Source organism: Psychrobacter urativorans (genome assembly GCF_904846695.1).
Taxonomy (GTDB): domain Bacteria; phylum Pseudomonadota; class Gammaproteobacteria; order Pseudomonadales; family Moraxellaceae; genus Psychrobacter; species Psychrobacter urativorans.
The window spans coordinates 11,798-35,688 of sequence record NZ_CAJHBR010000025.1; the positions used below are offsets into that span (position 1 = coordinate 11,798).

The 23,891-nt window shown below is 39.9% G+C and carries 21 protein-coding genes; 11 read left to right on the forward strand and 10 right to left on the reverse strand.

Annotation, left to right across the window (positions count from 1 at the left end; genetic code table 11):
• Nucleotides 1-122: 122 nt before the first annotated feature.
• The 3 genes from JMY09_RS12685 to JMY09_RS12695 all read left to right on the forward strand — a co-directional run bounded on the left by JMY09_RS12685 (nt 123) and on the right by JMY09_RS12695 (nt 4,033).
• Nucleotides 123-1,148, forward strand: a complete 1,026-nt coding sequence (locus tag JMY09_RS12685; protein ID WP_201624096.1) for a TatD family hydrolase — start codon at nt 123-125, stop codon at nt 1,146-1,148.
• Nucleotides 1,149-1,201: 53 nt separating this feature from the next.
• Complete coding sequence (locus JMY09_RS12690; RefSeq protein WP_201624098.1) at nt 1,202-2,023, forward strand: tRNA threonylcarbamoyladenosine dehydratase; 822 nt, start codon at nt 1,202-1,204, stop codon at nt 2,021-2,023.
• Between the two features lie 195 nt (nt 2,024-2,218).
• A complete protein-coding gene (locus tag JMY09_RS12695; protein ID WP_227677320.1) occupies nt 2,219-4,033 on the forward strand; it encodes a GAF domain-containing hybrid sensor histidine kinase/response regulator in 1,815 nt (604 codons plus the stop codon).
• Between the two features lie 247 nt (nt 4,034-4,280).
• Here the strand turns inward: JMY09_RS12695 and efp are convergent, their stop codons facing one another.
• Nucleotides 4,281-4,853, reverse strand: coding sequence for an elongation factor P (gene efp, locus JMY09_RS12700; RefSeq protein ID WP_201624101.1), 573 nt, complete (start codon nt 4,851-4,853; stop codon nt 4,281-4,283).
• A 261-nt stretch (nt 4,854-5,114) separates the two neighbouring features.
• Between efp and epmB the strand changes: the two genes are divergently transcribed.
• From epmB to JMY09_RS12720, 4 genes are all read left to right on the forward strand, one after another.
• Entirely contained in the window at nt 5,115-6,122 is a 1,008-nt protein-coding gene (gene epmB / locus JMY09_RS12705; protein WP_201624103.1) for an EF-P beta-lysylation protein EpmB, read from the forward strand.
• An 851-nt stretch (nt 6,123-6,973) separates the two neighbouring features.
• Complete coding sequence (locus JMY09_RS12710; protein WP_201624105.1) at nt 6,974-9,058, forward strand: EAL domain-containing protein; 2,085 nt, start codon at nt 6,974-6,976, stop codon at nt 9,056-9,058.
• A 242-nt stretch (nt 9,059-9,300) separates the two neighbouring features.
• Nucleotides 9,301-9,870 (forward strand): c-type cytochrome, encoded by a 570-nt coding sequence (locus JMY09_RS12715; protein WP_201624107.1) that lies wholly within the window; start codon nt 9,301-9,303, stop codon nt 9,868-9,870.
• Between the two features lie 645 nt (nt 9,871-10,515).
• The gene (locus JMY09_RS12720; RefSeq protein ID WP_201624109.1) at nt 10,516-11,511 is read left to right on the forward strand and encodes a D-cysteine desulfhydrase family protein; all 996 of its coding nucleotides are present in this window, start codon (nt 10,516-10,518) and stop codon (nt 11,509-11,511) included.
• Nucleotides 11,512-11,634: 123 nt separating this feature from the next.
• Here the strand turns inward: JMY09_RS12720 and JMY09_RS12725 are convergent, their stop codons facing one another.
• Nucleotides 11,635-11,877 carry a hypothetical protein gene (locus tag JMY09_RS12725; RefSeq protein ID WP_201624111.1) on the reverse strand — a complete coding sequence of 81 codons (243 nt, stop codon included), beginning with the start codon at nt 11,875-11,877 and terminating at the stop codon, nt 11,635-11,637.
• A gap of 339 nt (nt 11,878-12,216) precedes the next feature.
• Here JMY09_RS12725 and JMY09_RS12730 point away from each other — a divergent pair, with 339 nt between their 5' ends.
• Both JMY09_RS12730 and JMY09_RS12735 read left to right on the forward strand, forming a co-directional pair.
• On the forward strand, nt 12,217-13,338 hold the full coding sequence (locus tag JMY09_RS12730; protein WP_201624113.1) for a Fic family protein: 1,122 nt from the start codon (nt 12,217-12,219) through the stop codon (nt 13,336-13,338).
• A gap of 265 nt (nt 13,339-13,603) precedes the next feature.
• Nucleotides 13,604-14,413, forward strand: a complete 810-nt coding sequence (locus JMY09_RS12735; protein WP_201624115.1) for a hypothetical protein — start codon at nt 13,604-13,606, stop codon at nt 14,411-14,413.
• A gap of 15 nt (nt 14,414-14,428) precedes the next feature.
• On the opposite strand, the gene JMY09_RS12740 is transcribed toward JMY09_RS12735, so the two are convergent.
• The 7 genes from JMY09_RS12740 to JMY09_RS12770 all read right to left on the reverse strand — a co-directional run bounded on the left by JMY09_RS12740 (nt 14,429) and on the right by JMY09_RS12770 (nt 21,163).
• Nucleotides 14,429-15,400, reverse strand: coding sequence for a glycosyltransferase family 2 protein (locus tag JMY09_RS12740; protein WP_201624117.1), 972 nt, complete (start codon nt 15,398-15,400; stop codon nt 14,429-14,431).
• A 105-nt stretch (nt 15,401-15,505) separates the two neighbouring features.
• A complete protein-coding gene (locus JMY09_RS12745) occupies nt 15,506-15,820 on the reverse strand; it encodes a hypothetical protein (protein WP_201624119.1) in 315 nt (104 codons plus the stop codon).
• 16 nt (nt 15,821-15,836) lie between these two features.
• The gene (locus tag JMY09_RS12750; RefSeq protein ID WP_265088025.1) at nt 15,837-16,685 is read right to left on the reverse strand and encodes an IS3 family transposase; all 849 of its coding nucleotides are present in this window, start codon (nt 16,683-16,685) and stop codon (nt 15,837-15,839) included.
• Between the two features lie 29 nt (nt 16,686-16,714).
• Nucleotides 16,715-17,026: a transposase gene (locus JMY09_RS12755; protein WP_201624121.1), complete on the reverse strand. Its 312-nt coding sequence runs from the start codon at nt 17,024-17,026 to the stop codon at nt 16,715-16,717.
• A 52-nt stretch (nt 17,027-17,078) separates the two neighbouring features.
• Nucleotides 17,079-17,984, reverse strand: coding sequence for a hypothetical protein (locus JMY09_RS12760; protein WP_201624123.1), 906 nt, complete (start codon nt 17,982-17,984; stop codon nt 17,079-17,081).
• Complete coding sequence (locus tag JMY09_RS12765) at nt 17,984-19,339, reverse strand: glycosyltransferase (protein WP_201624125.1); 1,356 nt, start codon at nt 19,337-19,339, stop codon at nt 17,984-17,986. Before JMY09_RS12765 ends, JMY09_RS12760 begins: the two co-directional genes overlap by 1 nt.
• A gap of 147 nt (nt 19,340-19,486) precedes the next feature.
• On the reverse strand, nt 19,487-21,163 hold the full coding sequence (locus JMY09_RS12770) for a glycosyltransferase family 2 protein (protein ID WP_201624127.1): 1,677 nt from the start codon (nt 21,161-21,163) through the stop codon (nt 19,487-19,489).
• A gap of 654 nt (nt 21,164-21,817) precedes the next feature.
• Between JMY09_RS12770 and JMY09_RS12775 the strand changes: the two genes are divergently transcribed.
• Nucleotides 21,818-22,255, forward strand: a complete 438-nt coding sequence (locus tag JMY09_RS12775; protein WP_201538492.1) for an MgtC/SapB family protein — start codon at nt 21,818-21,820, stop codon at nt 22,253-22,255.
• Nucleotides 22,256-22,949: 694 nt separating this feature from the next.
• Nucleotides 22,950-23,225 carry a CsbD family protein gene (locus JMY09_RS12780; RefSeq protein ID WP_413786371.1) on the forward strand — a complete coding sequence of 92 codons (276 nt, stop codon included), beginning with the start codon at nt 22,950-22,952 and terminating at the stop codon, nt 23,223-23,225.
• A 236-nt stretch (nt 23,226-23,461) separates the two neighbouring features.
• Here JMY09_RS12780 and JMY09_RS12785 read toward each other — a convergent pair whose 3' ends face one another.
• Nucleotides 23,462-23,719, reverse strand: coding sequence for a hypothetical protein (locus JMY09_RS12785; RefSeq protein WP_227677321.1), 258 nt, complete (start codon nt 23,717-23,719; stop codon nt 23,462-23,464).
• Nucleotides 23,720-23,891: the final 172 nt, after the last annotated feature.

The window sequence follows — 23,891 nt, forward strand, 5'->3', positions numbered from 1 at the left end:
TAATCTAATCAAGCTATAATCTAATAATCGTTTAACAGCAGCACTTATTTATCAGCATAGTCTACTTGTGAATGTCCAACACGCCCTAATAAACAGTTTTTAATTAAAGCCGGAGGCTATCGATGGCGGTTATAAAAACCTCACTTATGGATAATCAGCTCCCCAGCTCAGAGCTATACAGACTGATTGATACGCACACCCATTTTGATGCTCCAGTATTCGATAACGATAGAAGTGTGCAAGCCGAGCGCGCTTATCAATTTGGCGTACGGCATTTAGTGCTAGTCGGTTATTTATACCAACACTTTGATAGACTGTACACCACTCAAGACTACTTAAATAAACCAAGCGCTAATCACTATCAGCTGACATCATCGACAAATATTATTGCCGCCTCTGATCCTCCAGTATTATATCCACAAGCGCATATTGCTCTAGGTTTACATCCCTTTTATATTGAGCAGCATACTGAAACTCATCTTGCCAAGATGGCTGCTATGCTTGATAAGCAACGACCATTGGCGATTGGTGAGATAGGTTTGGATACTTTTACTGAGGCAATGAAAGCACCAGAGAATTTTGCCAAGCAGCAGCAGTTTTTTAATGCTCAACTTGATATGGCAGTTAAGCATCAGTTGCCGGTGATGTTACATATTCGTAAGGCGCATGCTGAGGCCTTGTCCTTGCTAAAAGCGCACAGCTATAATGCCAAAAACCTTGGCGGCATTGCGCATAGCTTTAGTGGCGGTGAGCAAGAAGCTAAAGCTTTTGTTAAACTGGGTTTTAAGCTTGGGGTGACAGGACAAGTTACTAATCTAAATGCTAAAAAGCTAAGACGGGCTATTCAAGCTGCTGTTGCTGAGTTTGGTATTGAATGCTTAGTACTAGAAACCGACTGTCCAGATATGACACCGATGGCCTGTCAAACTGAAGCTGGCAATATAGGGTCTTTAGCAGTCAGCTCTTCGCCGCAAGCTCAAAGTACAGATAAGGAATGGCAAAGAGCAGAGTCTCATAATCGCAATGTACCTGCCAACTTACCTTGGGTGTTAAATGCCCTTAGCGAATTATTAGCCATTGAGCCGCAAGTACTAGCCCAACAATTATGGCAGAACAGTTGTGATGCGCTGCAAACAGATTGGGTTTAGTAATTAGTACTAACCAAACAATTTTCATTTATAACAAGAGCTGCTACCCTACTATGAGTCAAAACCAGTCCCAAAAAATTGCTACTGAGGACGTGCAGCAGTATCAGCGCCGTTTTAAAGGCACACAAACCTTATATGGCGACAGCGCCTTTGATATCTTTGCCGCAGCGCATGTTTATGTGATAGGTATCGGCGGTGTTGGTTCTTGGGCAGCTGAGGCTTTAGCTCGTACTGCAGTAGGCAGTATTACCCTCATCGATATGGACGTATTGGTCGCCTCTAATGTCAATAGACAACTGCCAGCGTTAGACAGTACTTTTGGACAAAGTAAAATCGCAGCTATGGGTACTCGGATAGAAGAGATTAATCCGCGAGTACAGCTCCATTTGGTAGATGATTTTTTGACTGTTGATAACGTGGCTACTTTATTACCTAGTCGTGATGCAGCTAAACAGGCTACTATAGAGCAACGACCTATTATCATATTAGACTGTGTCGATGATATGAATGCCAAGCTGGCCATTGCTCTTCACTGTCGCTTTAATAAGCTAAAGCTAGTCTGTGCTGGTGGGGCTGGTGGCAAAACGGACCCTACTAAAATCACGGTTAGTGATCTAAAAGACAGTTATCAAGACCCTTTGCTAGCTCGGTTGCGCTATAAGCTACGCTTTGAAAAAGGCATTAACGCTAGTCTAAAAGAAAAGTTCGGTATTAAGTGTGTTTATTCGACAGAGCCGCCAAGAGTAGATAAAGGAGAGCAAAGCGGTGGTTTGCACTGCGGAGGTTACGGCTCTGCAGTTACTGTAACTTCAGTGGTAGCGATGATAATGGTTAGTGAGGCGCTAAAGATTTTGGCGAAACCAGTCAGCAACTGATTTTTTTAACCCCTTTAAGGTAATAAAAACCCCTACATTTAACAGCTCATAAACAACTACTGCTTTTCTGCTCTATGGTAGTGAGGAACTTCCTTTTAAAAGCAGTTTATTTTAAATGGGTATTTTCTCAAAATTTATTAGCAAAACAGTCAGACTATTAAACCCCCTGTTTTACATAGATTGACGGAGATATTTTTGGCTACTCTAAATTACCCAATAGCAGTGGATGAAAAGCATCGCATAGCAAAGCTGCGTCAATACCAAGTGCTCAATAATGATAATGAGCCCGCTTTTACTCGTCTGACCGAATTGGTAAAGTTGTTTTTTGATTTTCCGATAGTGACTATTACTTTTATGGATGAGGAAACTCAATATTTAAGGGCAGTTCACGGTTTAGGTAGTATTTGTACTACCACTCGTGAGGTCGCGATTTGCAACTATACGGTGTTATCCAATGATGTATTTGTAGTCGCCGATTTAGCTGATGATGAACGTTTTGCTGACAACCCGATAGTTACAGGAGCACCATTTTTGCGTTTTTATGCAGGGGCTCCAATCATCTTGTATGAAGACAATACTAGCTATCGTTTGGGATCGCTATGTCTTATTGATACTGTGCCACACTATAATTTTACTGCGAAACAAGAAAAGCAGCTAGCGCAGTTTGCAGAGATGGCTTCGGATGCCTTACAGTTGCAACAAAAGCAACACCACGCTAAGCGTGCTAACAGAATGAAATCAGAGTTCTTGGCCAATATGAGCCATGAAATCCGTACGCCAATGAATGGTATCATCGGGATGGTTGAGATGCTCAACGATACTGTACTCAGTAGTGAACAACGAGACTATGTTGACAATATTGACATCTCGACTGAACATCTATTGGCGGTGATTAATGGTATTTTAGACTTATCAAAAGTCGAATCGGGCAAGATGACTATTGAAGCTGTACCAATGAATTTGTCAACAGTCTGCCAAGATGTTATCAATCTATTCGCCGTCAAAGCCCGTCAGCGACGTTTAACTTTGGATTATCATTATACTGAACAGCTGTCGCCTTATATAAAAGGCGATCCAGTACGTCTAAAACAGATTTTAACTAACTTAGTTAATAATGCCATCAAGTTCACTCGTGAAGGTGGGCGAGTGAGTATTAACGTGACTCATGCTCCTGTGCCTTATTACAAGTTAGATACAATTGAAGATGTTGCTAATAATTCAGTCAGTAATAGTTCAATTACTCATCCTGCAGTCACTAACACGGATACTGACAAGACCAGTAGCAACAGCAATCGTATGTCTGACTCTGAGGAGATGACGTTATGCATCGATGTCACAGACACTGGAGTAGGGATCAAGCCGGAATCATTAGATGCGATATTTGATGCCTATAATCAGGCAGATAAGTCGACGCATCGTCTCTATGGCGGCACGGGTTTAGGACTCTCTATCTGTCAGTCTTTAGTGAATTTAATGGGGGGGCATATCTGGGTCAGCAGTGAGGTCGGGGTAGGGACTACTTTTCGAGTGTTGCTGCCACTACCGGCACTTGAGCAACAAGAGTATCTAGCATGGCAAGAATCTAAATGTGGGATGTTTAAGTCAGTGCCCGAGATAGTAGGACATATACTGTTAGTTGAGGATGACAATGTTAATGCGATCATAGCCAAAAAAGCTCTGGTAGATAATGGTCATACGGTTACTCATGTCACGGATGGTCAAAAGGCTATAGAAAAATTTGCTCAATGTCCTGAGCTTTATGAGATGATCTTAATGGATCATCACATGCCTATAATGGATGGGATACAAGCTACTATCAAATTGCATGAGCTGTATGATGCTAGCGTATTGCCCCCTATTGTTGCCCTTACTGCCAATGCGATGGATGGTGAGCGCGAAAAATATATAAAAGCAGGTATGCAGGATTATTTCACTAAGCCCTTTAAAAAGGATCAGCTCAATGCCTTAGTACAGTATTGGCTTATGCATGGCAAAATGACCAAAAAATAAACCAGTTAAGCTGAGTGGCACTATTAGCGCTGGCAGGTTTGCTTAGCAGTAGCTGACAGCTCAGCGTTCAACACTTAACAGCGACAGCTAGTACTGTGATAGCCAGTAGGGAAGACAGTCAATTAAAGCTATTTTAATTCACATAAAAAAGGCTCATCAATAGATAATATTGTTGAGCCTTTTTTGATAATTATAAATTTTATCTATAACAGTAACGACAGAGCTAGAGGCACTGTTATCAAGCAGATCAGCTGACGCGAGTCTGATAGTCACTAGTACGAGTATCGACACGTACTACTTCACCTTGTTGTACAAATAAAGGTACTCGTACTACTGCACCAGTTTCTAATATTGCCGGTTTGCCACCACCACCTGAAGTATCACCGCGAACACCAGGATCAGTTTCGGTGATTTTTAGCTCGACAAAGTTTGGTGGGGTTATAGACAGTGGTAAGCCATTGAATAAAGTAATAACACATAAGTCATTACCGTTTTCTTTTAGCCATTGCACTGAGTCGCCCATAGCATTTTTATCTGCTTGTAGCTGCTCAAAGCTCTCTGGATGCATGAAATGCCAAAATTCACCATCGTTGTATAGATAGTTCATCTCAGTATCTACGACATCAGCGGCCTCCAAGCTATCACCTGATTTAAAGGTTTGCTCTAGAACTTTGCCACTACGCAAATTACGTAGTTTGACACGGTTAAATGCTTGGCCTTTACCAGGTTTGACAAACTCATTTTCCATAATGGCACAAGGGTTGCCATCGAGCATTACTTTTAGACCTGCTTTAAACTCATTGGTAGAAAAACTTGCCACAAGAGACTCCTAACGGTTGTTAATAAGTATAGTTGTTAATATCCATAACCGTTACAGCGTGCTGAACAGTCGTTGCCAGTGCTACGGTCGAATGTTCAACATGCCCTAATGATAAGCGCCAATAATCAAAGACTAAAAGGAAATTAATAATATTTCAATTAGCATTAAATACTGGTGATCCGCTTCATTTGCCGGGTATGTTTTGATAGAGCGCTGATGAACAGCGTATAATGTCGATTTTAGAGCATGTATTAGGTTGTCATGATAAACCATTTAATCACACAAAAAAACTGGCAAACGCAATTATCCGATGCTATTACCTCAGTGGATGAGTTGTTAAGTATTCTGCAGCTACAATCAGTGCGATCACAAGTCTATATTCCTAAATATTTTGAGCTGCGCGTACCCCGTGCTTTTGTAGCAAAAATGGTGGTTGGCGATGCAAATGATCCGCTACTAAAGCAAGTATTGCCCGATAAGCAAGAGCAAGAAGTAGTGATTGGGTACGTCGCTGATCCTCTAGGAGAAAACAGCCAAAATCCTACTAAAGGCTTACTGCATAAATATCAGTCGCGAGTGCTACTAACTATTACTGGTGCTTGCGCTATTCACTGTCGTTACTGTTTCCGACAGCATTTTGACTACAGCGCCAATATGCCAACGGCTGATGCACAAGCTGATATCATAGCCTATATTACTGCTAATCCGCAGATTAACGAGGTTATCTTAAGTGGTGGTGATCCATTAAGTGTTTCTAATCGACGCCTATTTGCTTGGTTAGATATCTTAGAGGGTATAGCTCAGCTGACTACTATTCGATTACATACTCGTTTACCGATAGTCATTCCTGCGCGCTTGGATAATGATCTGTTAGATAGGTTATCGCAGAGCCGCTGCGCCATCGTCATGGTGATTCATTGTAATCATGCTAATGAGATCGATACGCTAACAGCAGAAGCTCTACAGCGAGCATGGAGCGCTGGTATTACTATGCTTAATCAGGCGGTATTACTCAAAGGTATTAATGACAGCACAGCTACGCAAGTAGCTCTTAGTGAACGCTTATTTGGCGCAGGAGTGTTGCCCTACTATCTACATGTATTGGATAAGGTAAGTGGTGCCGCCCACTTTGATCATGACGAGCAAGTGGCTATAGAGCTGTACTGGTCTTTATTAACGGTGTTACCTGGCTATTTAGTGCCCAAATTAGTAAGAGAACTGACCAATAGACCTTTTAAGGTGCCAGTTGACATTTACAAACACCGCTAAATATCACACTATAATTAGCAAGGTATCTACTGTTGCAAGTGCTGTTATTTCTACTGTTATAGTGTTAAATATAAGATATTTTAGGCTGAAATAATAGGGTTCTAAGATTTATAGTAGGGGCTAAATGACTGTGATATACAGCATTTTCACAGTCATTACTTACTGCTTTTGCTGGCTTGTTTAGATAAGTTAGATAGCAATAAAGCAGCTTATTATTAATCTTATTATCGATATGGAAGTCGATATCGATCTAGGGGTCTAGTTAGACGGGCGCTATCGACTGTATTTAGCAGCTCTTGTGACAGTCTTATGGAGATTTTACAACATCTAATTATTCAATTACCTCAACCTATAACGGTTGATCAAGACTCAAATTAGCCACTGCTAAAATGGTCAGCGAATTTATCGAACCAGACCGACCTAGACTGAAGCTGAGCCAGTCAAGCAATTAGAAAAAGCCTTGATTGAGCTTGCTATAACTAATTTAGACCATCAGTTATGTCGATAACTTCTTAGGATAGTCGCCAAGGGGTTAGAGCACTTAATTACCTCCTCGCATAAGCATTATATCTATGCTGCATAGCTGCCTCGCCCTAATACTCAGCCAGTAAACAACATTTAACTGACATCTAAATAATGACTATTGCAGTAGACACTTTATATACTGCAGATATTTTAAATAGTACCCATCTATCATCATATTTTTGAATGTTAAAAGTGCTAAATGTAGCGCTCAATGACTCAATAAAAACCACTAACAATAATGTTTGATGATAGCAAATAATAAAGTTGATGCCGTTGACAGAATTGATTGCTGTTTATAGCTTACTGTAATAATCAAAAGGCTTATGATGCAAAAGGATACTACTTTAAATTTGCTAGTGATAGACGACGACCAATTGTATGCTGAGCGCTTAGTTAAGTTATTGTCTGCCTATTATACTGACATCAACTTAGGGTTTTTAGATGCTAAACAAGAGCTACTAAAATCATTGCGCCAACAGTGGGATGTGCTGATATTTGGCAAAGCTTACGATTTAGTATTCACGGATGTAGTCGATATTGTGCAAAAGAAGAATATTGATTTGCCACTACTTTGTCTAATGAGTGATGACACTGCCAATACCAGTCGTAATGAAGAAGGGCTGCCAGCGGTGCTCGATAGCACTATGATCAAGGCGCTAGTAGCAGATAAAGAGTCCGCAATTATTATCGCCATTCGGCTGCAACATGATCATTTGATGACTCGTCGACAGCTCAACAAACTCAACAATTTACTTGCCCAAGCAGAACAGCGCGCTAACATTTTGATTAAAAACTCTAAAAGTGCAGTGGCTTATATCGATCAAGGCGTTCATATCTTTGCCAATGATCCTTATTTGCAATTATTCGGTTTTGAGTCAGTTGAAGAGATAATTGGTATTCCAGTTATTGATCTGATCGCTAATGGTGATAACGTACAAGCGTTTAAACAGTTTTTACGTCAGTTTGACAGAGGTGATCGCGAGCAAGTCGAGTTTACATTTAAAAGTCGACGTGCTGATGGTAGCCATTTTCAGGCCCAATTGCAGCTGGCAATGGCCAGTTTAGATGCTGAGCCAAGGACTCAAATTATCATTCAACAAAATAACAGTAGTAGTGCTGAAATTACTAAACATTTAGCAGAAGCACAGCGTCATGATAGTTTGACAGGTCTTAGCAATCGTCTGGCTTTTGAAGAGCATTTTGACATCTTATACAAGCGAGTATTAGCAGGCAAAGTTAACGCAGGATTGTTTTTTATTGGACTCGATAATATTGGCAAAATAAGCTTAAGTTTAGGGCTACAAGGGATAGATATCACTATCCAAAAAGTAGCAGACAAGCTAAATGAGCTAGTAACAGACAGTTATATCAGTCGTTTCAACGATACTTCATTTGCTATATTAGTAGAGAAGGTCACTACTCAACAATTACAGGCCTTGGCGGAACGTATCCGTCTGCATATCAGTGAGATGCTGATTGAAGTAGGCCAACGTACTACTAATACTACTGCTAGTATTGCTGTCGTGGCTATTGAAAAAAACGCTCCCAAACCGCAATTGCTCCTTGAGCGTGCGCTTGAAACCATCAATCATATTAGAACCGAATCTAGCACTCAAGATAATGCTTATCATCTCTATGATCCGATGGAACATGCTGATAGTGATGATAGTGCATTGGCTGAGACCTTGATGAACGCCCTGACTCAGGATCGTTTTGAGTTAATGTTTCAGCCTATTTATGACATTAATGACGACCGTAGCAATTTCTTTGAAGTATATCTACGTTTGCCATTGGCTGATGCGCAAAACACTATCTTGCTGCCTGATGACTTTATGACGGTAGCCAAAAAGCATAATCTACGTGAGAAGATAGACCGCTGGGTGCTAATAAATGCTTGTAAACAGCTTAATGAAGTGCGTAAAACACATCCTCAATTACGTATATTAGTGTCCTTAACCAGCGCCTCGTTAGTTGATAAAAATCTAATCAAGGGTACCAGTCAACTTATAAAAGCAATCGGCGGTGCATTAGGAGCGTTAACTATACAGTTCGATGAACGCGATGTAGCTAATCATTTGACTGTAGCAAAAACGCAATTTGCCGCTTTGAATCAAATCAGCTGCCAAGTGGCTATTCAGCACTTTGGTATCTCTGCTAAAGCACTCGAAATTTCTCAACTAGTAAAACCCAATTTAGTACGCTTAGCAAAGAGCTATGTAGATGGTATCGATACTAGTGATAACCTACAGACAGTTAAGTCTCTCATTTCTCAGGCTAATAACTTCAATGCCGATGTACTAATGCCTTATATTGAAGATGCCGCTACGATGTCGATAGCTTGGAGTGTGGGCGCACGCTATCTACAAGGCTACTATTTAGAAGAGGCAAGTAACACTATTAATGCAATGTAGCATATCAGCAACTGCCCATAGCTAGTAAGTTGTAGATGAGCTTAAGCTAATCGATTAAATAGGGTGGTTTAGATCCTAGTGTTTATAGCTATTATGTTAGCTATAACGCTAAATATATTGTATCAACTGACTACTATGAAATACTGCCATCCAATAGCATGATTAAACTATACTGTTGAACCATATCGTCAAATAACTAAGTAGAAATCACCATTAACTCTATAATTAAACGCAGTCTTGCAATGGATATAAGGGTATTAAGTCCTATCATTGTCGCTATGATGTTACTCAGTGGCTGTGAAAAAACACCGCCTGATTATCGTCCACAACTTAACTTGCCTGTTTATACTCAAGGTGATGCTGATAATGGGGCTCTTATTTTTGAAGAAGCCTGTGGTCAATGCCATCAACTTACCCCTGGTCTTAATAAGAAAGGCCCACAATTAATGAATATCTATGGTGCCTCAGCTGCACAATTGACTGATTATGAGTATAGTAAAGGCTTAGCAGCATCCGGTTGGATATGGGATGCAAAAACTCTTGACCCTTATATTGCAGATGCTGAAAAAGTCGTCTCAGATTCAAAAATGTTAGCTGATCCTGTACCGGATGCTAGCGAACGTGCTGATATTATTGCCTATTTATCTACCCTTAGTGCACCTGTTCCAGCTCTTGATGCCGACGGCTTTCCAATAGCTGATGCTGCTGCACAAAAAGTCACTAATAGCGATAAAAAGATTAGGCCTTTACGTGACGAATCTATTGAGATACCAGCAGGTAATGATAATAAGCCAGCAGCAGATTTTCAATAGCAAACTTTCAATAGCAACTGTTGGCTACAGCGCCAGTCATCAATAACTAGCGCAACTATTGACTCCGCTCACTCAAAGGATTCTTGACAAGCCACAAGTCACTAAGCTGGTATTGAACTATATCCTAGCTGGCGGGCCTATTCTTACTTAACTATTTAGTACTAGGCTTATGCTTGTCTTTAATCAATGCTTGTCTTTAATCAATGCTTGTCTTTAATGAATGGTTGGCTGATTAGTTTTTATAGGGATTTTGCTTATCTCTCGGCACTACAACTGTAACTGCTTGAGGTAACGGTAGCATAGACTGGCGAACAGCAGCATAACAAAGCTATCAATACTGATGTTAGGACAGCTGCTAATACTGATAAGAGTCACAAAATCGCTTAACGCCAACTAGTAATACCCTCCTTACACCATGATCAAACCATTGGTTTATCTATTATGACTAGCGTTCGCGATAAGTTACAATCACTTCATCTACCGATCAAAATGGTCTATCCTCTAAGTCTGATACGTGCTTAGTCATATCTCTACTTTGCAGCTAATGTTTGGATATATTTTGAAACCCTTAACTCAAAACGATATCTTAAATCTATTCCTATTAAAAATTATCATTATTCACTGTTATAACCACTAGGATGACTTATGAGCTACGAACATATTGCCCGCCAGTCTTTAGGGTTTTTCCCCACACCTTTGATCGAGCTAAGTAAGTTAAGTGCTCGCTTGGACGGCCCTAAAATCTATATGAAGCGCGATGATAATACGGGACTGGCACTAGGGGGCAATAAAACTAGAAAGCTGGAATTTATTCTTGGTGAGGCTCTTGCTCAAGGTGCGGACACTATCATCACTGCTGGAGCTGCGCAGTCTAATCACTGTCGTCAGACGGCTGCAGCAGCGGCAAGCTTAGGGCTTGAGTGTCATCTAGTATTAGGCGGAGAAGAGCCTAAGCACCCACAAGGCAATCTGCTACTGGATAAAATATTTGGCTGTCATATCCATTGGTCAGGTAACCACTGCAAAGGGGAGGATATTCCTAACCTTGTGCAGCAATTAATACAGCAAGGCCGAAAACCGTACGTTGCTCCTTATGGTGGTTCAAACGAGCTAGGTGCCTTAGGGTTTGTAGAAGCCTTTAGAGAGTTAGAGGCACAATGTCAAAATATAGATTTATCATTTACTCACATTATCTTTGCTTCAAGTTCAGGTGGAACGCAAGCTGGCTTAATGCTGGGCAGTAAAATATTTAACTCAGCCTGTCAAATAGTGGGCATAAATATCGACAAAGGAGAAACCGACAAAGTACCTTTTGACCAGTATATCGTAGCTCTTGCTAACCGTACTGCCGAACTGATAGATGCCGATTATAAGTTCTCAGCTTCTGACTTAATACTGAACTCTGATTATGTCGGTGAAGGCTATGGGGTAGTAGGAGCAGTAGAAAATGAAGCCATCGCCATTACTGCCCAGACGGAAGGCATACTATTAGATCCAGTTTATACTGGTAGAGCTATGGGTGGCTTATTGGATATGATCCGTACAGGCAAGCTTAAAAAGAACGACAAAGTATTGTTTTGGCATACTGGCGGTGCTCCAGCGCTGTTTGCTTATAGTAATGATCTAGAGGTGTCTAAATAGCGTCAACGGCCTATATGTATGGGTGTTAATCCCCAATATAGTGCTCAAATGCTGCTTTTATCTCAATGAGTACTAATTGATAGTCGCTTATACCCATTGGTATGGTTAAGCCTGTGAATAAGGTTATTCTTGCTTTCTTTGATCTATTTTTTGTTGATTGCGATTTTTAATTTCATTGATAGCCGCACTAAGTTGCTCATTAGTTTGATCTACTTCCAACTTCATGGCGCTATGCTGCTTATTAGTTTTTACTACAGCATTCGATGAGGGGACATCCATAGCAAGTAGACCTGCCTCATTTTTCAGCGCCAACAAATACTCGTCATCTACCACAACGTTAGCATCGACTGGTATAACCTCTACCATGTCAAGGTAGGTAGACGAAATATCATAATGTGATGTTATCTTACATGCATTGATATTATTGGCCTATAGCAATTATATAGTTAAAAAATCATAAAGTAAATTAGAATAATATAAAATTTAACACGTATCTCGGCACTATAATTTTATAGTCTTTTTACCTTCACTCTAGCGTTTTTTATTCCAAAATCATTGCGTTCTCTGTCCAAAACACCTTTCCTCAATTCTATTTTTCAAACTAGTTTGTTCTTACTTTAATTAGTATGCATTGTTTTTATCATTTATTATCTGCATAATATAAGGAGATTAATGATTTAATCTCTGCACATATCTGAGGAAAATATGAGGCATATTACCTATATTCATGAACATCCAGACTGGACTGAGTGGCAATGGTCGGACAAAAAACTATTACCATTGGTTAGTCGCGTGCGGATATTACAAGGCCGTTTGCTTGGTAAACTGCTAACACTAGGGTTCGAACTTAATGTTGAGGCACAATTAGATGCGGTGACTTTAGAGATTGTTAAAACTTCAGAGATTGAGGGTGAGTCACTAAATAATGAACAAGTGCGCTCCTCAGTTGCGCGGCATTTAGGGTTAGATAACGCAAGTATGCCAACGACTACTCGTGAGATCGACGCAGTGGTAGAAATGATGCTAAGTGCCACCTATCATTATCAACAGCCCCTATTGCTGGACGATTTACTTGGATGGCATCGAGCATTATTTCCAGATGGGTATAGTGGGCTTTATCGCATTCAAGCAGGCAGTATTCGTGATGATAGTAAAGGGCCAATGCAAGTAGTATCTGGCGGGTATGGTCGTGAACAGGTTCATTTTGTTGCGCCTAGTGCCGATAGGCTATCAGATGAGTTAGAAAAATTTCTATCGTGGTTTAACATTTCACCAAATGAGCAAGATAATATAGATTTGGTCATAAAAGCAGGTATTGCCCATTTATGGTTTGTGACTTTGCATCCGTTTGATGATGGCAATGGACGATTGACTCGTGCCATTACGGAGAGGATGTTGGCGAAAAGCGATGATAGCGCTCAACGTTTTTATAGTATGTCAGCACAGATTCTTAAACAGCGTAATGACTACTACAAAATACTGGAGCGCACGCAAAAAGGTGATAGAGATATCACGGATTGGCTAGTTTGGTTTTTACAAACACTGGAACAAGCTCTGATTGCTGCTCAAACGACCACGGATAAAATCATCAATAAAGCGAGTTTTTGGCAGACCCATCGACAGCATGCTTTGAACACTAGGCAGGTAACGATGTTGAATACTTTACTGACTGATTTTTATGGCAAGCTGACTACTAAAAAATGGGCAGTTATGACTAAGTGTTCTATAGACACGGCACTACGAGATATTAATGATTTGATAGAGAAGAGGATGATACAAAAATCTGAATCTTCAGGGCGTAGTACAAATTATGAGTTGGCCTTGTGATAAAGATCATGCAATTTGACTTTTATCGTCAGGCTACATAACTAGAGCCTCCCAGATTTGTTTGTACGGATTTCACAGCATAGGTCATACAGGTTAGTAGTTCGATCCCTTGATAGGGTAGAGGATCCTTGTGGTAAAAGTATTGCCAATTAGAATAGAAGTCGATGAAATAGTACTTTTGCAAGAGATTTAATGGGTATACATGAAAGGAATCTATCTTAAAGTAAAGTTTATTTCTAACATTAAATAAGGTGAAATATTTAGTATGTATAACTCAACACTTAGGCACGAGGTTTTATCATCAGAGAACAGTGAGTGTGAGTCTGCCGAAATAAATAAAGCAGCTGCTGCCTTTGCAAGTTTGCCGCTTAACATTCAAAATGCCTTAGAGCAAAAAAATAGAATAGTATTTATCGCCAATAATCAATCCATTAGTACCACACAACTTGAGCAGTTGTTACAACCTGATGATGTTTTAGTGTTGTTTAATCACTTCATACACGCTGATTTTTTTGCTAATCATCCATTAATTAGTAAACTGCCTAAATTATTATTTTTTCGGCAGATTGGCGACAGTAAACTGCATTTTGGCTTGCCACCGAGAAGTAATAATGTAGCAGTAATGAAGCGAATGGCAAAGGCTGCACCATTAGGGATATTGCTGAGTAATCAGCCGTATCAGTTTCCGTTGCCAAGTGATGACCCAAGCCCTGATGATGATCCTGTTAATTCTGACCGAATATTAATTATTCCACCAGTGGTGCAAGAGTTATTGCATAATGAGATGCACTACAGAGTATTATCCGAACATCATCCGGTCGTTGCTGACTACCCTCACTTTAGCGATATTCATTCATCAGCGCCGTCGTCTGGGTTTTTATTATATCGATTACTATTGGGCGCTCGAGAACATATACAATTAATGCAAAAATCAGAGCTGCCGCTACGACTATTAATGATAGGTTTTAATGATAATGACAAAACTGCGCATTTTTGGCATGGGCATAACTGGGAGTTTGAGCGCAGTGAAATGAGTTCGCCGCAGCAAGAGGTAGAAGTTATTCGTCAGTATTAAATACTGGTCAAAAGTTTAAACATACGGTGCATTAGGACAGTGTGCTTGCTCTATCTCATGAGTATTAGGCTTTCTTAACACCACTATCGGCGTCAATTGTTCCACTGTCCAACGAATAAGTGCCATCTTAGAAAATTGCTCAAGCCACCCTTCCATCGGCCAGTGCTGCCATTTCTCATAAAAGCGATTGGCATTGATGGTAATGCTATCTAGATGATTAAGAGGTGGCCGATAGACGCTATGCTGCTGATGGTAAACAATGTCAGCAGTGAGATAGAAGTTAATATCTAATTGGCGGGCAGTAAAAGCAAAGTCAGTATCTTCGGCTCCATAACCGATGTATTGAGTATCAAATCCACCTATCTGCTCGAACTGTCGACGCTTAATCGCAAAGCATAAACTCCAAAACGCACCGTAATCATCGGTTTGTTCAATAGCTGTCTGCTTTATTTGTGTGGGAATACAGTCAACCTCATTAAAGTTATAACGATAAGGGTTATAGACAGACAGTTCATTTAAAAAGCAGGTGGTTAGTGCGCCATTTTGTAATTCCAAACCTTCTTTATCTAACAAAGGTCGCGTGAGATAGCGTGGTTGTCCCATGAGTAAGGAGTCAGGATATTTTTGCAATTTAGCGCTTAATTGCTCAATAAAAGTCGGTGCTACTATACAATCCACATCTAAAAATATGAGAGTGTCATGAGTGGCTTGCGCTGCACCGATATTACGATTGTGCCCAATATCAAATTTAGTTGTATCTGATTTATTGGACGATGCTTCAATGGTGGTGGGAATTTTTACGATGTTTAAAGAAAATTCAGCCAGGCGTTTGAGGTCGGCATCGTCATTGACAATGATGACTTCATCGGGCTGGACACTACCTTTCATAAGGCTACTGAGTAGATTGTAAAGATGGCGATTGCGTCCGTAACAGGTTGTGATAACCGTTACTGGTATATGGTCAGAAACAGCCTTAACATTAATCATGGTTCTTATGTTCATCAGTCGTTACCAGCTCTTTGATTATTTTTCTTTTTTTATGGTGGGTTTGATATTGTTGTTTAAAAGTACTGATTATTAGTATTTAGATTATTAATAGTCAGGATTTAATTTAAGCTTGGGGAGTAACCATTGTTCAAACCAAGCTTTAGTCGTTGGATATTCTGTCGTACTATCCATAAATGCTTTGGCAGCAGTTAAATAGTCTTCGTTGCGATTTGCGTGACTAGACTTTGAAATTGACTTGATCGGTGCTTTATTTACCGATTGTTCATTCGGGTTAGTATGAGTTTGTTTATGAGAGAGCAGGATTTTAAATTGCTGCCAGCTCAATGCACGTCCTTGGTTTATCAATGCTTGTGACATTACTTCTTGCTCTTGGTGTGGACGGTCGTCAGGTAGAACCACGAGTTGTAGTGGTCAACTAATTTAGGACACCTGATAAGAGGTCTTTATTAAAATAACGTTTCTCTGTTTCAGCGGGTGGCAAATAATTGTTGAAAGTATGCGGTCTCACAGTTTGATAATAGCCCCAGATATAATCACTGATAGCTTGTTTGGCTTCATCGATATCCTCATAACCACCCTTTGGCATCCATTCTGTTTTAAAGCTCCTGAAGAAGGGTTCAGTGGGAGCATTATCCCAACAGTTACCTTTTCGGCTCATACTTTGTGTCATACCCTCGCAATCAGCGATTGATTCAGCAAACTTCTTACTGGTGTAATGAGTACCCTGATCCGAATGAAATAGTACCCCACTAGGCTTGAGTCTCGTCTGATATGCCATCTGCAGCGCTTTGGCGGTCAAAGTACTGTTGGGAGAGTCTGAGACGCTAAAGCCCACAATACGTCGTGCAAACAAGTCTAACACTACGGCGAGATAACACCAGCCGCCTTTGATACGGACATAGGTCACATCGCCCGTCCAGACTTGATTAGGCATGCTTGGATTAAAGTTGCGGTCTAAGATATTGTCATGGGTTTTATGCTCTTGATCAGCGTGCTTGTACTTGTGTGTCTTTTGCTGACAGCTTTTGAGTCCCATTTGATCCATGAGCTTAGCGGCTAAGTAACGCGTCAGTCTAATACTGTGCTCATTCCACAGGATAGCGATGATAGTGCGAGCACCAGCCGATTGCTTTGAGTCGTTGAATATCTGGCGTATCAAGGCTTTGAGTTTGACACGTTCAACATCAATAGGCTTAGTCTGTGTGCCATAGTAGTAACTGCTTTTAATGATGCCAAATAAGTCACACAGTCGGCGTTTACTCACCCGTTTGTCTTGCTCTGCAAGCTCGCTAATCAGCGATAGCCGTTCAGGCTGTCCAATGCTAGCAGAGCTGAAGCCTTTTTTAATATATCGCGTTCCATGGTTAACTGCTTAACTTGTTTGCGAAGCGCTTGTAGCTCTCGTTGTTCATCCGTTAAAGCGTTGCCGACTTTAGGTGCTTGACCCTCTATTTCTTGACGGTACTGACTCAGCCATTTCTGCAGGGTGGATTTGCCAATACCAAGTGAGCTGGCCACATCAGGTATTTTACGCTTGTGATCAGTGACTAAGCTAATGGCTTCTAACTTGAATTCTCGGGTGTATTGGTTGCGATTGTTGGTCATACTATTTTCCTTCTTTGGGTTAGTATAGCCTCTTAAACATGGTCCAAGTTTATTATGCCACTACAAGTGGCGTAGTATAATCATAGGCTTGCGCAACTGCATTCAGACCACAGGCCATCAGTAGATAGTCGCTATGTTGCATAAATGGCGTAACATCATTCACTTGAGTAGCAATATCAACATGATAGCGCATTTCATCGTTGATAGGGCCAAGTGATATGATAAAGGCGCTAGGTAATAGCTGGCGCAACTCCGGTAATTTCATATCAATGGCCTCATGTCCACCATAGCCTTTAATAACGGTAATGATAGTATGCGGAGCTTCTTTCCAGTCTTTTACATTTGAAGTATTTAACTTCGCTAGTATTTTTATAAATTCATGATAAAAGAGCTCTTTTTGTTGCGCCGTATTAATGAAATCAAGGTATAGGGTTTTTTTACCCACCCATTCAGGCGTCATAGTAGCCTCTAGTAGACGAGGATAAGGCGCTAGTAAAGCAAGAGCGCCAGCAAAGGCATTGAGGTGTGGGGTATCATCACGAATACCAGGAAGTCTGATATAAAGATAAGGAATACTAGCAACGCGGCACAGCATGGCCACTTCAACACTCACATCGATAATCATCAAATCAATCTTACGCTGATAAATTGTATCTAGTATTTGATGGCTACGCTTTTGAATATTGCTATTACCGACAGGTGAGTAATGAAGGCTAGCTGGTTGCCAATGTTTTCCTGCGCGTCCCTTTAGCACATCATCATCACACTCATCTTCTGCTTGCAGACTTACAATTTGTGTTTCATCAATAGAAGTGAAGGTATAAGCATCTGAGCTTAAGCTCGTAAATACTATTAATTGTCTTCTTGCATCCACCGGTAGTAGCGCCGCAAGTTTATCAATTTGACGGCAGTGTCCTGAGCCGTGATGATGCGCGTAATAGCCAAGCCGCATACTCATTATTCCTCAAGACTCATAGTGACAGATCTAGTGTTAGAAATATAACGTAATTCGCTATTTGAACCAATTAACGAGTTTGACTTATGATTAATTTTAAATAAACTCTGTGCCAGTAGCTGCGCATCTCGTGGATTGGCGAAACCCTTCTTTGGCTGATTTTCTGCGATTGCCGCTTTATACAATGCAAGATATCCATCTACCATTGCTGATACTGAGCAAAACTGTAAAGCACGTTCGCGGCAAGCCTGACGCGATATGTGTTTAATCTCAGAAAACCCTTTTATAAAGGCTTCTTTATCTTCCTTAGCAACGATAATGCCTGTACTGGGCGTGACGATTTCAGCACTTGCACCCACATCAAAACCAATTACTGGTGTCCCACACGCCAAGCTTTCGGCCAGTGTTAATCCATAAGGCTCGTCCCAAACACTGGTAAATAGCATGGCAGTTGCTTGAGCGAGGTAATGATTCACCTCTTCCTTAGTCACATGACCAACATAATCAAACAGTTTTTGCGCGCCATTTTTACGGTCTTGAGATAATAGAGGCGCTACTTGTTGATTAAAGTAATCTTCATTACTTTTAGGTCCGGCAATGATGAGTTTTTTCCCAGCCTCAATACAGTACTGCATAGCCAAATGTGTGCCTTTTTCAGGACAGATACGCCCGTACCAAAAATATACCTCGCTATGCTTACTAATTAGACTATCCGTAGGCTCAGTATTAGCAATAAAGGATTCAACGTCGATGCCGTTATACACGACATGTAAAGGAACAAACTCAGAAAAAAGCCGCTGCTGGTGTTTGCTGATGGCAGTAAACTGGGTACTTGTCCCATGGCGTAACGTCAGCAGCGCCAGACGCAATTGCGGAAAGATCGGCGTATGAAAAGTAGTAAAAAACCGAGCGCCAAACGCTTGACCGGTCATCATTGATATGTGATGCAGACTGTGATTGTGCACGATATCAATTTCACCGCGTGCGTCACGTTCAATAATATCACGCAGTATATGTTGATAGACCAAGTACTGGTACATCTCCTCGCGGCTCATTCCTAGCGTGTCATGTTCGTTCTCATAGACAGTGGTATCAAAATCAGCTCGGGTTAGCATTGGGACTAAGGTTGCTTGCGTTCGACTGTCTGTATGAGCATAAAGCAGCACCTCATGACCTTGACCAACAAGTTCATCACAGATGAGTTGTGTAATCATTTCAAGTCCACCTGCATACGGCTGGGCAATAGGATATAAACAGTGGGCAATAACTGCTATGCGTAATGGTTTATTGGTTATTGCGATAGGGCGTCTATTATCATCAGTAGAGCTTACAAAACTAACAGAATGTGCGAAAGACATACAAACCTCAAAATAATATAGAAATTGTTTTAGATAGGTAATAAAAACAGGTCTTAATACAGACAAATCATTAAAAAAATCTCTATAACACTGATTCTTTAAACCACGGTCTTTTAGAAATGAATTGTTTTTAAGCGTTAAGCGTTCTTAGGAATTAATAGTTTTTTTGTCTTCAAATACCGTTTCAATTTTAGGCGGTGTTAGCGGTTTGGTTTGTTTTCGAGCTTGCGCGACCGCAGGTTTATATTTAATACTAATACGGGTGACTTTTTGCTGTGTAGCAGCAAAGTTATCAAATGCCACTTTTGCCGCACCGATTTTTAATAGGCAAACTGTTAAAGAACAGATAAGTAATAACGGAGAATAAAAAGGGGAGAACGGCGCTACTACAAGCGCAGTAATGATATTTAGTGCCAATAGCAGCTTGGGTAATGCTACTATATTTGCCAGCCATAATGAGTGACGAGTGCGAATATACTCTCGCTTTGGAGTGCATATAAACGGCATTTCACGACCCCACATAACGGGCAGCCATGATAGCGCACCAAGCTCCCAAAAATTCAAATGCATCAACCACGCTCTTAAGCGTATTTTCATAGTTAGTAGATGATTGTCGTTGATTTGTTTATTAAGTGGCGATTTATCCTGTAAGTATGCCCATAAACGCCTCACTAAGAAAATAGCATATCCTGCATATACTATATATAAAGGCGTGAGTAGAGATGAATCGGCGTTAGTATCAAGAATTTTAGGGACAAAGAGTGCACTGGTAATTATCAGGAGCGTACAGATTTGAAGAAAAATAAAGAAACCAGTGAAGTTTAGCCAAGCACTGAGCTGAGAAAGATGCGCACGTGCATAAGCTAGACGTTCGCCGATACCTTTTACTTCTGCGTTATTAATAATGTGTTGATGAAGAGTAGTCACAGGAGTGGATGCTTGATTATTTTCTGAAAATTGTTGATGCATCGATGACATAGCTATTGAGAAGTAATTACTTAATACTTGCATATTGCCATAGATCCAGCGACGACGTTGGCTCATTAAATCATTCAACGTATTGGGTAATAAACCGGTGGCAATAACTTTTGGTATGAATTGACTACGCAAACCTTGTTGATGCATAAGAACACCCATCTGCGCATCTTCAGTAATCGAGGCACCTGACCAGCCACCTAAGCTTAAAAGATCTGAGCGGCGTATTACCGCATAAGTTCCTGTTGATAGTGCCCGCTTGCGATTAAAGGGACGGTATAAATGATGATTGAAATAGTGGTTTAATTCGCTATGGATATCTATTTGCCCAGCGTTACGGTAAAACTGCGGGAACTGAAGTAGAGTGTGAGCAGGATACTGTTGGATAGCGTCCGCAATCGATACTCTAGCGTGTGATAACGCCTGATAATCACTATCAACGACGACAATATGCGTACAATCTGGGCTCATGAGTCCTAATGCTAAATTCAATGCACCCGCTTTAAACCCTTCTACCGCGTCAATATGGTAAAAATATACTTTCAGCTCAGGATCTAAGCTGGCACAAAACGCTGCCAATGGTTTATACATGGATGTATCAGTATTATTATTATCGATAATAATAATTTCGTCTTGGTTCTTTTTTATAGCTAGTATGGATTGAATAGTGTCAATGACCAGTTCTGGAGGTTCGGCACGTGTCATTAATTGAAAGCTCAACGAAGCAGCTGTGCTGGCTCGTAAATTGCTTTTTTTTGTATAATTGTCTACAGGAGAGCTATTTATAGTCTCACAACCTTCTATATAATCCAAACTTTCTTTAATAAATACTCCATCATTGAACGTCATTACTTATCCCTATGTGCGGTTCAAACTATGCTATTCCATGAAAAATAATAGTAAGCACTAAAGGTTCAAGTATTTAATGATTACTATTGATGTTTACTACTGGCTTATTTCTTGGTTGAAATATCATAACTGAGAATATGATAATAAATTGGTGGTTAATTGTTTAAATAAAGTTAATAATGTAAGGGTTGGTAAGTTGTGTAAAAATTAAATCAATTCATACACTTATCTTAAATTTAAGAGGTGATTTATATTAAAGTAATCTTAGAGATAAATTGGGTAAACTTGTTAGCACAGAAAAAATCATAATGAGCTTATGATAGTTCTTTAAGAAGAATATGACATTAGATTCCAGCCAACAAAAAAATCGCCTTGGACTTCAAAGTTGCTAAATATAAACTCATAAATAGAAGCACGTTGATAATGCACACAAAAAGCATGACAGTATCTTAGCTCGAAACTTTAACATAACTGCAACTTGTGTGAACAATTGGCGGTTTTGGGGTCTATTAGTTCAATTTATATAGCATTATTAATAACTTCAGTCTGTCGCTATTAATGTTACAAAATTCCGACTATTTAAAAAAACATTTTTAAGCATTATCAAATTCATTTTATACACATAAAGCCTCATTTTTAGAGAGTAGATTAGCCATGTTTGAATTTGATTTAAGCTTAAAATTACTGGGATATCATTTTCTTCAATTAGGAATTGCTTTTATACTTTCGCTACCGATCGCCCTTAATCGTGAGATGAAAGATAAGGGTGCAGGTCTCAGAACCTTTCCCTTGGTAAGTATTGCATCGTGCGCTTTCATGCTAGTCGCTGTAGATATCTATCACGGATCAGAGCCTGAAGCGAGAATCATGTACGCGATTATTACGGGTATGGGTTTTATCGGTGGTGGTGCTATTTTTAAAGGCGACAATACGGTAAAAGGTACAGCAACGGCAGCGAGTCTATGGAATACCGCTGCTATCGGCATCTCCGTTGCTTATGGGCGGTATGAGATTGCAATAATACTGTCCGTTGTCAACTCTCTAATCCTGCAATTTTCAGAACCATTCAAAGCAAAAGATAAGCTGGAGTAGTTACTCTATTTGGTTCCAGCTAACATTCTCAAGATAAGGACGTTTAGAATTACCAAAACCCAAAAAGTAGTTTTAATTAAGTAAACTAGTATTCATTAAATTGTCTGGACTTACACGACGATGTACTTACTGCGATTCACTCGAAGGGTTTTTAACGAATAAACCATCAGATTAAGTTATGCTGATTAGTGGCAGACGATAGACAAAAATACTAAGATACGGAAAGTGGTTATATTTGTTGAATAACTTAAGGGGTAATCTATGGAGAGTAATAAATTTATATTGCGAGCAATAGCAGCCTTTATTTTGATTTTTGGACTAACATGTGCAGTTATAATTAAATTTAAATTAATGTCACCCAGCATATTTTATAGTCTTTTTTAATGGAAATAATTTCAAGGTTAAAGTCCGTCTAGGGTTTTTTATGCCTGTTATTCTATTTTAGCGGTCAAGAAACGTCTAACCAAAGACACAACTTACATCGCGATAACATATTAGCAGTCTTAACAATGACTCAGAAACACTTTAAACATTCGTGGTACAGACGTCCTAATTACGTCCGTCTATATTAGATATGTCAGCTTGAAAATTAAGACTGATGATAACCTATTCATCAATAAAAATAAGAAAACATAGATGAACTTAATATAGATAAGTTGACTCACAAACTAATAAATAGAAAAGGAAAACCATAATGGACAATCAAAATGTGAACGAACAAAGTATGGATGAACAGTACAAAAATAATCAAAAAATGGATGATGATATGAATAACCAGACATTAAAAGGCGAATGGAACCAACTTAAAGGTTCAGTAAAACAAAAGTGGGCAGATTTAACAGATGACGATCTCACCCATATCGAAGGTGATCGTGACAAACTAGTTGGACGTGTCCAAGAGCGTTATGGTCATTCAAAAGAAGATGCTGAACGTGATGTAGATGAGTGGCGTAACCAAAATAAATATTGATTATTATGTTTTTAATAGTCATACCCTAAAAATGCAAAAAGCCCGTGGCTATGGTCACGGGCTTTTTTAGTCAATACTGCTAGTTATGTGAGTAAAAATAAAAGGCTTGATTGCAGGAAAGGCTACCGCCCTCAAAAATGGGATATTTTAAGATAATGATTAGTCGGAGCGATTAAAACTGATAATAACCTTACAGAAACCCTTTAATATTTAATGGATTGTGCGACTTCCAATACTTACTGCATGCCATCTGCAGGTGTCTTATCTAGGTTTGAATTATTTTCGTTGATATAGCCCGTATCATCAGCCTTTTGGTCATTTCCGTTACTAGAATAATATGCTGTACCTCCTGCACCTTCTGCGTCCTCTGTAGAAGCAAGGATTTGATCTTCAGCCTCGCTCGCTGTTTGCGCAGGTATCATTTCACTAGACTCTGTATTAGTAGCCGGATCTTCTGTCTCACTACTGCAAGCGCTGAGACCAAATAAACTCACCAAGAATACTATCCATAATTTATTTTGAAGCGACTTAGTTAAGACTAGACCTCTTGCAAAAGTCATAGGTTAAGCTCAAAATTAACAACACCGGCGAATAGCTTCATTCTAAGATCATAGCGCTGACGACGGTTACGATATCTATGAGCCACGATTTTGAACAATTTAATTA

Bases quoted from the DNA above. Each gene is read 5' to 3' on its own strand.
- JMY09_RS12685 (WP_201624096.1), top strand. From the start codon at position 123: ATGGCGGTTATAAAAACCTCACTTATGGATAATCAGCTCCCCAGCTCA.
- JMY09_RS12690 (WP_201624098.1), top strand. From the start codon at position 1,202: ATGAGTCAAAACCAGTCCCAAAAAATTGCTACTGAGGACGTGCAGCAG.
- epmB (WP_201624103.1), top strand. From the start codon at position 5,115: ATGATAAACCATTTAATCACACAAAAAAACTGGCAAACGCAATTATCC.
- JMY09_RS12710 (WP_201624105.1), top strand. From the start codon at position 6,974: ATGCAAAAGGATACTACTTTAAATTTGCTAGTGATAGACGACGACCAA.
- JMY09_RS12715 (WP_201624107.1), top strand. From the start codon at position 9,301: ATGGATATAAGGGTATTAAGTCCTATCATTGTCGCTATGATGTTACTC.
- JMY09_RS12720 (WP_201624109.1), top strand. From the start codon at position 10,516: ATGAGCTACGAACATATTGCCCGCCAGTCTTTAGGGTTTTTCCCCACA.
- JMY09_RS12725 (WP_201624111.1), bottom strand. From the start codon at position 11,877: ATGGTAGAGGTTATACCAGTCGATGCTAACGTTGTGGTAGATGACGAG.
- JMY09_RS12730 (WP_201624113.1), top strand. From the start codon at position 12,217: ATGAGGCATATTACCTATATTCATGAACATCCAGACTGGACTGAGTGG.
- JMY09_RS12735 (WP_201624115.1), top strand. From the start codon at position 13,604: ATGTATAACTCAACACTTAGGCACGAGGTTTTATCATCAGAGAACAGT.
- JMY09_RS12740 (WP_201624117.1), bottom strand. From the start codon at position 15,400: ATGATTAATGTTAAGGCTGTTTCTGACCATATACCAGTAACGGTTATC.
- JMY09_RS12755 (WP_201624121.1), bottom strand. From the start codon at position 17,026: ATGACCAACAATCGCAACCAATACACCCGAGAATTCAAGTTAGAAGCC.
- JMY09_RS12760 (WP_201624123.1), bottom strand. From the start codon at position 17,984: ATGAGTATGCGGCTTGGCTATTACGCGCATCATCACGGCTCAGGACAC.
- JMY09_RS12765 (WP_201624125.1), bottom strand. From the start codon at position 19,339: ATGTCTTTCGCACATTCTGTTAGTTTTGTAAGCTCTACTGATGATAAT.
- JMY09_RS12770 (WP_201624127.1), bottom strand. From the start codon at position 21,163: ATGACGTTCAATGATGGAGTATTTATTAAAGAAAGTTTGGATTATATA.
- JMY09_RS12775 (WP_201538492.1), top strand. From the start codon at position 21,818: ATGTTTGAATTTGATTTAAGCTTAAAATTACTGGGATATCATTTTCTT.
- JMY09_RS12780 (WP_413786371.1), top strand. From the start codon at position 22,950: ATGGACAATCAAAATGTGAACGAACAAAGTATGGATGAACAGTACAAA.